The sequence below is a fragment of the Brachymonas sp. KE5 genome (assembly GCF_057773645.1).
In genome coordinates this window covers 1,683,379-1,697,523 of record NZ_CM173463.1, presented here as the reverse complement: position 1 = coordinate 1,697,523, position 14,145 = coordinate 1,683,379, and the positions used below count along the sequence as shown (strand labels likewise).

Genomic DNA, 14,145 nt, shown 5'->3' with positions numbered 1-14,145 from the left:
GATGCTTGTGCACGCTCCGCACACAGCTTGTCCACAGGCTTGTGCACAACGCGCCGGTCCCAAACGCATTACGATGCAGGGTTGACGGGCATTGAACCAGGAACAGCTGTGACAGACCACGAGGATTACGGGCAATACGATTTCGAGCAACCGGTGGACCGGGAGGTGGCACAGCTGCGCGTGCCGCCGCATTCCATCGAGTCCGAATCCAGCGTGCTGGGCGGCCTGCTGCTCGACAACAATGCCTGGGACCGCGTGGCCGACCTGCTGATCGCCAGCGACTTCTACCGGCACGAGCACCAGCTGGTGTTCGAGGCGATCGGCAAGCTGATCAACGCCTCCAAGCCGGCCGACGTGATCACCGTATTCGAGGCTCTGCAGAGCCTGGGCAAGGCAGAGGAGGTGGGCGGCCTTGTCTACCTGAACGCCTTGGCGCAGTTCGTGCCCAGCGCTGCCAACATCCGGCGCTATGCCGAGATCGTGCGCGAGCGCTCCATTCTGCGCAAACTGGTCACTGCCAGCGATGAAATCGCCACCAAGGCCTTCAACCCGCAGGGCACGCCGGTCGAAAAAATCCTCGACGAAGCCGAGCAGAAGATCTTCAAGATCGGCGAGGAAGGCTCGCGCATGAAGGAGGGCTTCCAGCCGATGGAATCGCTGGTGGTCGACCTGCTGGACCGCGTGCAGGAAATGGCGGACAACCCGAACGACATTACCGGGGTGCCCAGCGGCTTCTACGATCTGGACCGCATGACCAGCGGCATGCAGGCGGGGGATCTGATCATTCTGGCGGCTCGACCGTCGATGGGGAAAACGGCCTTCGCAATCAACATCGCCGAGCACGTGGCGCTGGCCGAAGGGCTGCCGGTGGCGGTGTTCTCGATGGAAATGGGCGCTGCGCAGCTGGCCGTGCGTATCGTGGGTTCCATCGGCCGCATCGACCAGGGTCGCCTGCGTACCGGCAAGCTGCACGACGAGGAGTGGCCGCGCCTGACCGAGGCGATCGAGAAGCTGCGCACCGTATCCATGCACATCGACGAAACGCCGGGCCTTACGCCGAGCGAACTGCGTGCCAACGCGCGGCGACTGGCGCGCCAGCAGGGCAAGCTGGGCCTGATCGTGGTGGACTACCTGCAGCTGATGAGCGGCAGTGGCAGCGCAGCGGCGGAGAACCGCGCGACCGAGCTGAGCGAAATCTCCCGTGGCCTGAAGATGCTGGCCAAGGAACTGCAATGCCCGCTGATTGCGCTGTCCCAGCTCAACCGCAGCGTCGAGCAGCGTACCGACAAGCGGCCGATGATGAGCGACCTGAGAGAATCGGGCGCGATTGAACAGGACGCAGACGTGATCATGTTCATCTACCGCGACGACTACTACAACAAGGAAAGTCGCGAACCCGGCGTGGCCGAGATCATCATCGGCAAGCAGCGTAACGGGCCAACGGGAACGGTGAAGCTCGCATTTATCAAGCCGCTAACCAAGTTCGAAAGTTTGGCGAGCATGGCAGATGAATATTGATTCCTGATCGGGGTTTTATTGAGTTGAAAAGCCTGATCATAAATTTTCATTGCGGCATGGCGGCGAAGGGTTGTTTCCAGCATATGCCACCGGGAACGAGGCCTGCGGAACGTTTGTTCAGCTGGACTGCAGACTGACAGCGACCCAGCTCCGCACGCTGTTGATGAACCACAGGCGGTCGCCAGGCTCTGGTGTCAAAAGGCGCTGCAGCGGAATCGGCCTCTCCTCGATCAACCGGCGGTTCAGCAGGGCTTCCCTCAAGGTGCCCGGAAGCAGCCCGTGGGTCAGCGGAGGCGTGATGCAATGTCCATCCGCCATCTGCAGCACGAGATTGCCGCGCGTGCACTCGGTGACATTCCCGTCCGGGGTGTGCAGCAGCACATCCCAGGCATGCGCGTGCAAGGTAGTTTCGCGCTCATAGTGGCTGCGTTGTGTCGTCTTGTGGCGTAGCCATGGGGTGTCGGCTTCGGCATTGGGTGCGCTGGCCAGTGCAATCTGCTGGAGGGTGCCGAGCTCCGAACCAATGCGGGGAGCGCGCAGCCAGGAAGCAGGGGCGAGGCCGGTAGTATCCCAATTGCGAAGATCGTCAGAACGGGCGCTTTCCAGTTGCACTCCTTCGACCCGCAACTCTCCCTCTGCCGATCGCAACAGGCGCACGCGCCACGTGCCGGCAGCATGCGCGCACGCATACGTCTCCAGTTCCCGCTGCAGCGCTGCCGGCGACAGCGGCCGGAATCCCAGGGCAATCGCGGACGCCGTCATCCGGTCCAGATGCAAAGGCAGCAACGCATAGCGCCCGTCGACCAGCAGCAGCGTTTCCAGCAGCTCCGGCTCTGCGGCAGCCACCGGGGCCGTCTGCAGAAAGCGCGCCTTCAGCTGCGCCTCGGCATATTCCGCTTCCGCATCCGACGACCAGGTGATGCCGCCTCCAACGCCGCCACGCAAATGTCCGTCATGGGCAAACACCGTCCGGATCGCCACATTGAAGGTTGCCCGATAAGGGCTGACAATGCCCAGCGCCCCGCAATACACGCCGCGCGGGCTTCCTTCCAGCGCCACTATGGCCTCCATCGCCTTGCGCTTGGGCGCCCCGGTGATCGAGCCGCAGGGAAACAGCGCCTGCATCAGCGTTCCAAGGCCAATTTCCGGCCGCTTGATGGCCTGCACCGTGCTCGTCATCTGCCACAGCGTGGGGTAGGGCTCGGTCTCGAACAGCTTGGGTGTCTGCACGCTGCCCGTGACCGCGATCCGGCCCAGGTCATTGCGCAGCAGATCCACGATCATCACGTTCTCGGCGCGCTCCTTGGGGCTGGAGCGCAAGGCCTGCGCAGCCGCCAGATCCGCTTCCGGCGTGGCGCCACGCGGAGCGGTGCCCTTCATCGGGCGCGTGCTGATCTGCCCGGTTGCGCGGTTCCAGGTGAAGAACAGCTCGGGCGACAGCGACAGCACCTGCCAGTCGCCCCAATCGAGAAAGGCGCAATAGTCGGCCTGCTGGCGCTGCCGCAAGGCCTCGTAGTAATGCCAGAGCGGATAGCCATCCGGCACCTGTGCCAGCGAGCGCAGTGTGTGATTCACCTGGTAATAGTCGCCCGCGGCAATGGCCTGGAGAATCTGTTCCACCGCTGCGGCGTGGGTCGCGCCATCTTCGCTCAGTTGCCACGATGGCATCGGCGCCGGCGCTGCCATCTGCGCATGGGGGCCGGCAGCATGGCACTGGCTGCCCAGTGCAAACTCCGGCTCGCCATCCGGATGATCGAACAGCGCAAAGGCCAGCAACGGTTCTTCCGGCGCCGCCGTGCTCTGCGCCAGCTTCGCATCCAGCCCGGCAGCCGCCTCGTAGGCCAGATAGCCCACCGCCCACAAGCCGGCCACCGTCGCCTGCTCGAGCCGCGCCAGCACAGGCAACACCTCGTCAGGCTGCCAGGCCAGCAGCAACTCACGCGGACGACTGAAGCGCAGCCGCTGCACGCCGCCGCGGCTGTGCGGAAAATCGGTAACGAAAACCAGCCGTTCCGGATCGGGAATCAAGCGCGCCAAGATTTACAGCACTTCACTCGCAAAATCCGCCAGGCGCGACCGCTCGCCGCGGGCCAGCATGATATGCCCGCTATGCGGCCAGCCCTTGAACTTGTCCACCACCGCGGTCAGCCCGGAAGAGCCTTCGGTCAGATACGGCGTATCGATCTGCGCCAGATTGCCCATGCAGATGATCTTGGTGCCCGGGCCCGCGCGCGTGATCAGCGTCTTCATCTGCTTGGGCGTCAGGTTCTGTGCCTCGTCGATGATGACGTACTTGTTCATGAAGGTGCGGCCGCGCATGAAGTTCATGCTCTTGATCTTGATGCGGCTGCGCACCAGCTCCTGCGTGGCGGCACGGCCCCATTCACCGGCACCGCTGGAGGTGTCGCCGCCCTTGGTCAGGAACTCGAGGTTGTCGTCCAGCGCGCCCATCCAGGGGCCCATCTTCTCTTCCTCGGTGCCGGGCAGAAAACCGATGTCCTCGCCCACGCTTACGGTGGCACGTGTCATGATGATCTCGGTATAGCGGCGTTCGTCCAGCACCTGCGTCAGGCCGCAGGCCAAGGCCAGCAGTGTCTTGCCGGTACCGGCAGTGCCGGTCAGCGTGACGAAGTCGATCTCGGGGTCGAGCAGCAGGTTCATGGCGAAGTTCTGCTCGCGGTTGCGTGCCGTCACGCCCCAGGCGGCCTGTTTGGGATGGGTGCAGTCGCGCAGCGTCTTGAGCACCGCGGTGTTGCCGCGAATCTCGACCACGCGCGTGTACAGGCTGGGCTCGCCGGGCTGCTCGAAATACACGAACTGGTTGATCAGCATCTGCTGCGCCAGTGGCCCATGCACGCGATAGAAGGTATGCGCGCCTTCGTTCCAGCTCTCGATTTCGTCGCCTTGCGTTTCCCAGAAGTCGGCCGGCAGGGCGAGGGCGCCGTTGTACAGCAACTCGTCGTCGTCCAGGGTCTTGTCGTTCTGGTAGTCCTCGGCCGGCAGGCCCAGTGCGCGCGCCTTCACGCGCATGTTGATGTCCTTGGACACCAGCACCACCTCGCGGCCCGGATGCGCCTGCTGCAGCGCGGCGACCACGCCCAGGATCTGGTTGTCCGCCTTGCCTTGCGGCAGCGTGTTGGGCAGCGTGTAATTCAGCGTTTCGGTCTGGAAGAACAGGCAGCCGCGCGCTTCCTTGTGGCCGGTCGCATCCAGCGGCATGCCGTCGGCCAGATCCTGCTTGGGCACGGTGGCCACCAGCGCGTCCAGCGTACGGCTGGTCTGGCGCACGTTGCGTGCCACCTCGGTCACGCCTTTCTTGTGGCTGTCCAGTTCTTCCAGCACGATCAATGCCAGGAAGATGTCATGTTCCTCGAAACGGAACAGGCACATCGGATCGTGCATCAGCACGTTGGTATCCAGCACGAACAGCTTGGCCGGTTCGTCCGTGGCCTTGCGCGCCTTGCTGCGGGCGGCGGCAGGCTTCTTCGCACTGGCAGCCGACCGGGTGGCCGCCGGAGCCTTGGCAGCCACCGGGGACTCTGCCACCTCGGTGGCCGCGGCCTTGGCCGTGGCGCCGGTCTTGCGCCGTGCCGCCGGTGCGGGCTGGGAAGCAGCAACCGCCGCTACCGGCAGCCTTGTCACGGAGCCGGTCGCGGTTTCCCCGGTATCCAGCACTTCTGACACGCTGGCTTCGCCGGCATGGGCGGCCAGCACGGTATCGCTCTTGCGCGGTGCGCGGGTGCGGCGGCTGGTTGCGGGAGCGGCAGCGGCTTCGGGGATTTCTTCGGCGGCAGGGCGCTGGGTGTGGGCGCCGGAAGCCAGGGTTGCAGGAGTGGTGGCGGGCAGAAGCTTGGGATCCAGCAGACTGGCACGCTTCTTGGGTGCGGGGGGCAAAGGCATGTAGGTAGGGCTCTCGCAAGTCTATGGAACACATGCACAGCTGGCATGCCGGAAGAATGCGCCGGGTTCCCGGCCATTCATACACCTGCAATATACATCGTTGCCGCGGCCCTCTGTCACCGGCTTGTCACAAGGCGCAAGCGCGCACAAAAAAGCCGCTCACACGGAGCGGCTTGCTGACGGGCCGAGCTCGGCGCTTACTCGGCCTGTTCGGCCGTAGCGGGAGCGGCAGCAGTCTTCTTCAGGGCCTTGACGGCCTTGAGCACTTCGGCCACGTGGCCGGCGACCTTGATGCCGCGCCATTCCTGGCGCAGGATGCCGTCGGGGCCGATCAGGAAGGTGCTGCGCTCGATGCCCTTGACCTTCTTGCCGTACATGATCTTGTTCTTGACCACGCCGAACATGTGGCACATCTTCTCTTCGGTATCGGCGATCAGCTCGTAGGGCAGCTCAAGCTTGGCCTTGAAGCCGTCGTGCGAGGTCATGTTGTCGCGCGAGACGCCGAAGACGGCGGCGCCGGCCTTTTCGAAGTCCTTGTACTTGTCACGGAACTCCATCGCCTCGGTGGTGCAGCCGGGGGTATTGTCCTTCGGGTAGAAAAACAGCACAACGATCTGGCCGAGGTGGGAGGTGTTGCTGACCTTTACACCGTTGGTAGCGTTGGCGTCGAACTCGGGAATCAGCTTGTCTACGACGATTGCCATGTGTGTATCAATCTCTCTTTTGTAAGGGAAGACGGGGGCAGGATCGGGGGGTGAAACGCCATCGCCCTGAACGGAGGTGGCGCAGTTTGTACGCTGGGCGCAGACCCGTCTTCAAACGACAGCAGGCCGGGTGCCAAGTGCTGTCCAAACCCCTATTTTAAACCAAATTGCCAAAACGTGCCTCTGTGTAATCCCCATGTCAGGCGGAGGGCTCGACCAGCAGCGCTGCCAGTACCTTGCGTCCTTCACCGGCCAGCACGTTGTAGGTGCGGCAGGCCGCCGCGGTATCCATGGTTTCGATCCCGATGCGGCGTTGCAGCAGCGCGGCTGTCCATTGTGGATGCACGAAGCGCAGGCGGTTGCCGCTGCCGAAGATCACCAGTTCGCAGTCGTGCTCGGCCAGCGCGCCGAAATGCTCGGGGCCGAGATCCTCGAAACGGTCGCAATTCCAGCGCTGCAGATAGCCGTCGGAACTGAGCACCAGGCTCTCCTTGAACTGGCGGTGATCGACGGCCACCCAGCCCGGTCCGTGGGCAGTGATGGCCTGTACATCCATGCGGTCGGGCTGGATTTTCATGAGGGTCCTTTGTTGGGGCGCAACTGCTGCGCTGCACCAGAACGGCAAATTGTGGTCAAATTATAGTTTTCCCATCAAAAAACCCTGCAGGAGCCGGTGTGAAACCTATCCAGAAGTCCTCCAAGCTTGCCAATGTGCTGTACGACGTGCGTGGTCCGATCGTCGACGCGGCACGCCAGATGGAGGACGAGGGGCTCAAGATCATCAAGCTCAACATCGGCAACCTGGCGCCGTTCGGCTTCGAGCCACCCGAGGAAATCGTCGAGGACATGGTGCGCAACCTGCCCAATTCGGCCGGCTATTCCGACAGCAAGGGCATCTTCGCTGCGCGCAAGGCGGTCATGCACTACACGCAGCAGCAGGGCGTGCAGGGCGTCACGCTCGATGACATCTACATCGGCAACGGCGCCAGCGACCTGATCATCACGGCCACCACCGCGCTGCTCAACGAAGGCGACGAGTTGCTGGTGCCTGCGCCCGACTATCCGCTGTGGACGGCGGCCACCAGCCTGGCGGGCGGCAAGCCGGTGCACTACATCTGCGACGAGAACAATGGCTGGATGCCCGACCTGGACGACATCCGCAGCAAGATCACGCCGCGCACCAAGGGTATCGTGGTGATCAACCCGAACAACCCGACCGGCGCACTCTACAGCAACGAACTGCTGCTGGGCATCATCGAAATCGCCCGCGAGCACGGCCTGATCATCATGGCTGACGAGGTGTACGACAAGGTGCTGTATGACGGCGTCAAGCACACGGCCATGGCCAGCCTGTCCACCGACGTGCTCACGCTCACCTTCAACTCGCTGTCCAAGGCCTACCGCGCCTGCGGCTACCGCGCGGGCTGGATGTACATCTCGGGCGACAAGTCGATCGCCAGGGACTACATCGAGGGCCTGAACATGCTGGCCAACATCAAGCTCGGCTCCAACGTGCCTGGCCAGTGGGCGGTGCAGACGGCGCTCGGCGGCTACCAGAGCATCAAGGATCTGGTGAAGGAGGGCGGCCGCCTGCGCCGCCAGCGCGATCTGGCCTACGAGCTGATTTCCAAGATTCCCGGCGTTACCTGCGTCAAGCCGCAGGCTGCGCTGTACATGTTCCCCCGCCTGGATCCGGCCATGTATCCGATCGCCGATGATCGCGAATTCTTCCTGGAAGTGCTCAAGGCCACCCGTGTCATGCTGGTGCAGGGTTCGGGCTTCAATTTCCCCGACAATCAGCACTTCCGCATCGTCTTCCTGCCGCAGGAGGATGACCTGCGCGAGGCCATCAACCGCCTGGCCAAATTCCTGGAAGGCTACCGCAAACGCCATGCGGCCACCGCTGCACTTGCCGCTGCCGCCGCCTGAAACCTCTTTCCCGTATCACGACAAACAGAAAACGAACGCGACATGAATCCGATCAAAGTGGGCCTGCTGGGCATTGGTACCGTTGGCAGCGGTGTGTTCACCGTGCTGGAACGCAACCAGACCGAAATCAAGGGCCGTGCCGGCCGTGGCATCGAGATTGCCGTGGTGGCCGACCGTGACACCGGGCGCGCCCGCTCCATCGTGGGGGACCGTGCCGAAGTGGTGGAGGATGCGTTCGCCGTGGTCAAGCGCCCGGACATCGACATCGTGATCGAACTGATCGGTGGCTACACCATTGCCAAGGACCTGGTGATGCAGGCCATCGAGAATGGCAAGCACGTAGTCACTGCCAACAAGGCGCTGCTGGCCGTGCATGGCACCGAAATCTTTGCCGCCGCCCAGAAGAAGGGCGTGATGGTGGCCTTCGAGGCAGCCGTCGCCGGCGGTATCCCGATCATCAAGGCGCTGCGCGAGGGCCTGACGGCCAACCGCATCCAGTGGGTGGCCGGCATCATCAACGGCACCACCAACTTCATCCTGTCCGAGATGCGCGACAAGGGCCTGGACTTCGACGTGGTGCTGAAGGAAGCCCAGCGACTGGGCTACGCCGAAGCCGATCCCACCTTCGACATCGAAGGCGTGGACGCTGCGCACAAGGTCACGCTGATGAGCGCCATCGCCTTCGGCGTGGACGTGCAGTTCGACAAGGCCTATGTGGAAGGCATCACCAAGCTGTCGTCCGCCGACATCCGCTACGCCGAGCAACTGGGCTACCGCATCAAGCTGCTGGGCATCACCAAGCGCACCGACAAGGGCGTGGAACTGCGCGTGCACCCCACACTGATCCCGGCCAAGCGCCTGATCGCCAACGTCGAGGGTGCCATGAACGCCGTGGTGGTGCATGGCGATGCCGTGGGGACCACGCTGTACTACGGCAAGGGCGCCGGCAGCGAGCCGACTGCCAGTGCCGTGATTGCCGACCTGGTCGATGTGACGCGCATGCACACTTCCGATCCGGCCAACCGCGTGCCGCATCTGGCATTCCAGCCGGATTCCATGCAGAGCCATATCCAGATCCTGCCCATGGGCGAGGTCGTTACCAGCTATTACCTGCGTCTGCGCGTGGCCGACGAGACCGGTGTGCTGGCACGCATCGCCAGCATCCTGGCCGAGCGTGGCATCAGCATCGATGCCATCATCCAGCGCGAGGCGGATGAAGTGGCCGGTGAGGGCGCCGAGCAGACCGATGTCATCATCCTGACGCACGAGTGCCCCGAGGCGGCCATGGATGCCGCCATCGCCACCATGCAGGCTGCGCCCACGGTGCTGCAGCCCATCGTCCGTATCCGCAAGGAAGAGCTGAACTGATGCATTACCTGTCCACCCGTGGCGATGCCACTCCGCGCAAGTTCTGCGACATCCTGCTCGAGGGCCTGGCTCCCGATGGCGGCCTGTACATGCCGGTGCGTTATCCGCAGGTCGACGGCCCCACGCTGGCGAAGTGGCGCAAGCTCTACGCCGAGCAGGGCTATGCGGCGCTGGCCTTTGCCATCCTCTCGCTCTACATCGACGACATTCCGGCGGCCGACCTGAAGGCCATCTGCGACAAGACCTACACCGAGGAGGTGTTCGGCACGCCGCAGATCACGCCGGTGCGTGCGCTCGAGGGTGGCCTGAATATCGAGGGCCTGTCCAACGGCCCGACGATCGCCTTCAAGGATATGGCCATGCAGCTGCTGGGCAACCTGTTCGAATACGAACTGGGCCGCCGCGGCGAACAGCTCAACATCCTGGGTGCCACCAGCGGCGACACCGGCAGCGCGGCCGAGTACGCCATGCGCGGCAAGCAGGGCGTGCGTGTGTTCATGCTCAGCCCGCACGGTCGCATGAGCGCCTTCCAGCAGGCACAGATGTTCAGCCTGCAGGACGAGAATATCCACAACCTGGCCGTGGAAGGCGTGTTCGACGACTGCCAGGACATCGTCAAGGCCGTCAGCAACGATCTGGAATTCAAGCGCCAGTACAAGATCGGCACCGTCAACTCCATCAACTGGGCGCGCCTGCTGGCGCAGGTGGTGTACTACTTTGCCGGCTATTTCCAGGCCACGCAGTCGGATGACCAGCAGGTGAGCTTCACCGTGCCCAGCGGCAACTTCGGCAACATTTGCGCCGGCCATGTGGCGCGCATGATGGGCCTGCCGGTTGCGCATCTGGTGGTGGCCACCAACGAGAACGACGTGCTGGACGAATTCTTCCGCACCGGTGTCTACCGCGTGCGTGCCAGCGCCGACACTTACGAAACCTCCAGCCCGTCCATGGACATCAGCAAGGCCAGCAACTTCGAGCGCTTCGTGTTCGATCTTCTGGGCCGCAATGCCAAGCGCACGGCGGAGCTGTTCGGCAAGCAGCTGGGCAGCCAGGGCTTCTTCGACCTGAGCCAGGATCCGGTGTTCCCGCTGGCAGCCAGCCGCTACGGCTTCGTCAGCGGCAAGAGCACCCACGCCGACCGCCTGGACACCATCCGCGATTGCTACAACCGCCTCGGCACCATGATCGACACCCACACCGCCGACGGCGTGAAGGTGGCGCGCGAGCACGTGCAGGCCGGCGTGCCGATGATCGTGCTGGAAACGGCGCTGCCGATCAAGTTTGCCGATACCATCACCGAGGCGCTGGGCCGCCAGCCGGAAGTGCCGGCCAAATTTGCCGGCATCGAGGATCTGCCCAAGCGTGTGCAGGTTGTCAAGGCGGATGCCGACGGCATCAAGAAGATCATCCGCCAGGCCTGCGTGTAAGACGCGAGCGCAATTGTGTGTCAGGGCGTCGCGCGTCGGCGTCCTGGTCACAATACCATCCGCAACGCCTTGTTAGAATCGGAGCCGGTTTGCAAGCGAGGAGAACAACGATGGCAGTGACGACGAAAAATTCGCGCAAGGGAGCCTGGCGTATGGCCATGGCTGCCACTCTGGTGGCAGGCATGCTCGCCGGTTGCTCGACGGTGGACGGTGTCCTCGGCGCGGTAGGCCTGCAGCGCGTTCCCTCCACGGGCCCCGCCCCGGTCATCAAGGTGGATCGCGTTCCGCCGGCTTCCTCCGCTGCTGCGAGCTGGACCGGCACCTACCGCGGCATGCTGCCGTGCCCCGACTGCGAGGGTCTGCGCATCAGCCTGTCGCTGTTCAAGGATGCCACCTACGAACTGCAGACGGAGCAGATCGGCTCCGACAAGCGTTTCGAGCGCCGTGGTTCCTTCACCTTTAACGGGGACGAAACGCGCATCACGCTGGATGCGAATGGCCAGAACCGCAGTTTCGACATCCTGCCCCCCAACCGCCTGCGCATGCTGGGCAAGGACGCGGCCCCGATTACCGGCCCCGATGCCGAGAAGTTCATCCTGCGCAAATGATGCAGGCTGGCCCGTGCGCCTGATGCGAGGGCTTCCCCGGACAGGCCGGACAGGCATTGCCGGGGATTGCACCGCAATGCGCAAGGATTTCACTGTTTTCTGTCGCTATCCTGCACCGCAGGGGGCTGCATCCGGCCGCAAGACCCCGCATCAGGTGGTCGTGGCCACTACAATAACTGCATTCAAAAAGCGGCGGGCCATCGGGCCCGCCGGCTTTTGGCATTTGCCGCACAACCAGAACAAGCAAACAGGCAAGGCCGCACCGGTTTAACTTTTGGAGCATGCAATGTCTGCACTTTTCAATGCGACCGATCTGGTCGTTCCTTTCGAGAAACTCCGCATGGCGGACGTCGACACCGTCGGCGGCAAGAACGCCAGCCTGGGCGAGATGATCTCCCAGCTGCCCGAGGGCGTTCGCGTCCCCACGGGTTTTGCCACCACCGCCCACGCCTTCCGCGAGTTCCTCAAGCATGAGGGCCTGGATGCGCGCATCAATGCCAAGCTCGATGCGCTTGACGTCGATGACGTCAACGCCCTGGCCGCCACTGGCGCCGAGATCCGCGCCATGGTCGAGAACCAGCCTTTCCCGGCCGACCTGGAGCAGGGCATCCGCGAAGCCTTCGCCACCCTGAGCGGCGGTAACGACCAGGCCAGCTTTGCCGTGCGTTCTTCCGCCACCGCCGAAGACCTGCCCGACGCGTCCTTTGCCGGCCAGCAGGAAACCTTCCTGAACGTGGTGGGCATCGAGACCGTGCTGCACAAGATCAAGGAAGTGTTTGCCAGCCTGTACAACGACCGCGCCATCAGCTACCGCGTGCACAAGGGCTTCACCCACGCCGAGGTGGCACTGTCCGCCGGCGTGCAGCGCATGGTGCGCTCCGACCTGGGCGCCGCCGGTGTCATGTTCACCATGGACACCGAATCCGGCTTCCGCGACGTGGTGTTCATCACCTCCAGCTATGGCCTGGGCGAAACCGTGGTGCAGGGCGCCGTCAACCCCGACGAGTTCTACGTGCACAAGCCCATGCTGCAGGCCGGCAACAAGGCGCTGATCCGCCGCAACCTGGGCAGCAAGCTGATCCAGATGGTGTTTGCCACGCCTGAAGAGAAGGCCGCCAGCGGCAAGCTGGTGCGCACCGAAGACGTGCCGGCCGAACTGCGCAACCGCTACTCCCTGACCGACGCCGAAGTCGAGCAGCTGGCCCGCTATGCCATGGTGATCGAGCAGCACTATGGCCGCCCGATGGACATCGAGTGGGGCAAGGACGGCACCGACGGCCAGCTCTACATCCTGCAGGCCCGTCCCGAGACGGTGAAGAGCCAGAGCGAAGGCCAGGTCGAGCACCGCTACAAGCTCAAGGGCAAGGGCACCGTGCTGGCCGAAGGCCGCGCCATTGGCCAGAAAATCGGTACCGGCCCGGTGCGTCTGGTGAACGATCCCAGCGAAATGGATACCGTGCAACCCGGCGACGTGCTGGTCACCGACATGACCGACCCCAACTGGGAGCCGGTGATGAAGCGTGCCAGCGCCATCGTGACCAACCGTGGCGGCCGTACCTGCCACGCCGCCATCATTGCGCGCGAGCTGGGTATTCCGGCCGTGGTCGGCTGCCATGACGCCACCGAAACGCTGAAGGATGGCACGCTGGTGACCGTGAGCTGCGCCGAAGGCGACACCGGCCACATCTACGACGGCCTGCTGGAAATGGAAGTGACCGAGGTGGAGCGCGGCGCCATGCCCGAGATTGCCACCAAGATCATGATGAACGTGGGCAACCCCCAGCTGGCCTTCGACTTCTGCCAGCTGCCCAACAGCGGCGTCGGCCTGGCCCGCCTCGAGTTCATCATCAACAACAACATCGGCGTGCACCCCAAGGCCATCATCGACTACCCGAACATCGATGCCGACCTGAAGAAGGCGGTCGAGTCCGTGGCGCGCGGCCATGCTTCTCCGCGTGCCTTCTATGTGGACAAGGTCGCCGAAGGCGTGGCCACCATCGGCGCGGCCTTCTGGCCCAAGCCGGTGATCGTGCGCATGTCCGACTTCAAGAGCAACGAGTACCGCAAGCTGATCGGCGGCAGCCGCTACGAGCCGGAAGAAGAAAACCCGATGCTGGGCTTCCGTGGTGCCGCGCGCTACGTGAGCGAGGACTTCGCCGAAGCGTTCGCCATGGAATGCGAAGCGCTCAAGCGCGTGCGCAATGAAATGGGCCTGACCAACGTCGAGATCATGATCCCGTTCGTGCGTACCCTGGGTCAGGCCAAGAAGGTGACCGAGCTGCTGGCAGAGCATGGTCTCAAGCGCGGCGAAAACGGCCTGCGCCTGATCATGATGTGCGAGATTCCGAGCAACGCCATTCTGGCCGAGCAGTTCCTCGAGTACTTCGACGGCTTCAGCATCGGCTCCAACGACCTGACGCAGCTCAGCCTGGGTCTGGACCGCGACTCCGGCATGGAGCTGCTGGCCATCGACTTCGACGAGCGTGATCCGGCCGTGCAGTTCCTGATCGCCCGTTCCATCGCGGCATGCAAGGCGCAGGGCAAGTACATCGGCATCTGTGGCCAGGGCCCCAGCGACCACCCGGATTTTGCCCAGTGGCTGGCAAAAGAGGGTATCGTATCCATCTCGCTGAACCCGGATACCGTGATCGACACCTGGAAGAAGCTGGCAGCCTGACCGGCCTCAAGCGG

General features: G+C 63.7%; 11 protein-coding genes. 7 read left to right on the top strand and 4 right to left on the bottom strand.

The features are described 5' to 3' along the window. Positions 1-108 precede the first annotated feature (108 nt). Positions 109-1,518: a replicative DNA helicase gene (dnaB, locus tag ACX36O_RS08140; protein ID WP_213360911.1), complete on the top strand. Its 1,410-nt coding sequence runs from the start codon at positions 109-111 to the stop codon at positions 1,516-1,518. 117 nt (positions 1,519-1,635) lie between these two features. Here dnaB and pabB read toward each other — a convergent pair whose 3' ends face one another. The 4 genes from pabB to ACX36O_RS08120 form a co-directional block, all read right to left on the bottom strand. Beyond that, positions 1,636-3,555, bottom strand: coding sequence for an aminodeoxychorismate synthase component I (pabB, locus tag ACX36O_RS08135; protein ID WP_371686628.1), 1,920 nt, complete (start codon positions 3,553-3,555; stop codon positions 1,636-1,638). 3 nt (positions 3,556-3,558) lie between these two features. Continuing rightward, a complete protein-coding gene (locus ACX36O_RS08130) occupies positions 3,559-5,418 on the bottom strand; it encodes a PhoH family protein (RefSeq protein ID WP_371686629.1) in 1,860 nt (619 codons plus the stop codon). A 197-nt stretch (positions 5,419-5,615) separates the two neighbouring features. Next, positions 5,616-6,122, bottom strand: coding sequence for a peroxiredoxin (locus ACX36O_RS08125; RefSeq protein ID WP_213360908.1), 507 nt, complete (start codon positions 6,120-6,122; stop codon positions 5,616-5,618). Positions 6,123-6,321: 199 nt separating this feature from the next. After that, positions 6,322-6,699, bottom strand: a complete 378-nt coding sequence (locus tag ACX36O_RS08120; RefSeq protein ID WP_213360907.1) for an Mth938-like domain-containing protein — start codon at positions 6,697-6,699, stop codon at positions 6,322-6,324. Between the two features lie 98 nt (positions 6,700-6,797). On the opposite strand from ACX36O_RS08120, the gene ACX36O_RS08115 reads away from it, so the two are divergent. The 6 genes from ACX36O_RS08115 to ppsA all read left to right on the top strand — a co-directional run bounded on the left by ACX36O_RS08115 (position 6,798) and on the right by ppsA (position 14,131). Next, on the top strand, positions 6,798-8,051 hold the full coding sequence (locus tag ACX36O_RS08115; RefSeq protein ID WP_371686630.1) for a pyridoxal phosphate-dependent aminotransferase: 1,254 nt from the start codon (positions 6,798-6,800) through the stop codon (positions 8,049-8,051). Between the two features lie 42 nt (positions 8,052-8,093). Further along, positions 8,094-9,419, top strand: a complete 1,326-nt coding sequence (locus ACX36O_RS08110; protein ID WP_213360892.1) for a homoserine dehydrogenase — start codon at positions 8,094-8,096, stop codon at positions 9,417-9,419. Next, positions 9,419-10,846, top strand: a complete 1,428-nt coding sequence (gene thrC, locus ACX36O_RS08105) for a threonine synthase (RefSeq protein WP_371686631.1) — start codon at positions 9,419-9,421, stop codon at positions 10,844-10,846. Before ACX36O_RS08110 ends, thrC begins: the two co-directional genes overlap by 1 nt. A gap of 158 nt (positions 10,847-11,004) precedes the next feature. Next, the gene (locus tag ACX36O_RS08100) at positions 11,005-11,454 is read left to right on the top strand and encodes a copper resistance protein NlpE (protein ID WP_213360889.1); all 450 of its coding nucleotides are present in this window, start codon (positions 11,005-11,007) and stop codon (positions 11,452-11,454) included. Between the two features lie 76 nt (positions 11,455-11,530). Further along, the gene (locus tag ACX36O_RS08095; RefSeq protein ID WP_488359651.1) at positions 11,531-11,725 is read left to right on the top strand and encodes a hypothetical protein; all 195 of its coding nucleotides are present in this window, start codon (positions 11,531-11,533) and stop codon (positions 11,723-11,725) included. 15 nt (positions 11,726-11,740) lie between these two features. After that, a complete protein-coding gene (gene ppsA / locus ACX36O_RS08090) occupies positions 11,741-14,131 on the top strand; it encodes a phosphoenolpyruvate synthase (RefSeq protein ID WP_371686632.1) in 2,391 nt (796 codons plus the stop codon). The last annotated feature ends 14 nt before the right edge of the window (positions 14,132-14,145 follow it).

What these genes read in the sequence shown, in the direction of transcription:
- ACX36O_RS08130 (WP_371686629.1), bottom strand. Translation starts at nt 5,418, where the DNA reads ATGCCTTTGCCCCCCGCACCCAAGAAGCGTGCCAGTCTGCTGGATCCC.
- ACX36O_RS08125 (WP_213360908.1), bottom strand. Translation starts at nt 6,122, where the DNA reads ATGGCAATCGTCGTAGACAAGCTGATTCCCGAGTTCGACGCCAACGCT.
- ACX36O_RS08120 (WP_213360907.1), bottom strand. Translation starts at nt 6,699, where the DNA reads ATGAAAATCCAGCCCGACCGCATGGATGTACAGGCCATCACTGCCCAC.
- ACX36O_RS08110 (WP_213360892.1), top strand. Translation starts at nt 8,094, where the DNA reads ATGAATCCGATCAAAGTGGGCCTGCTGGGCATTGGTACCGTTGGCAGC.
- thrC (WP_371686631.1), top strand. Translation starts at nt 9,419, where the DNA reads ATGCATTACCTGTCCACCCGTGGCGATGCCACTCCGCGCAAGTTCTGC.
- ACX36O_RS08100 (WP_213360889.1), top strand. Translation starts at nt 11,005, where the DNA reads ATGGCTGCCACTCTGGTGGCAGGCATGCTCGCCGGTTGCTCGACGGTG.
- ACX36O_RS08095 (WP_488359651.1), top strand. Translation starts at nt 11,531, where the DNA reads ATGCGCAAGGATTTCACTGTTTTCTGTCGCTATCCTGCACCGCAGGGG.
- ppsA (WP_371686632.1), top strand. Translation starts at nt 11,741, where the DNA reads ATGTCTGCACTTTTCAATGCGACCGATCTGGTCGTTCCTTTCGAGAAA.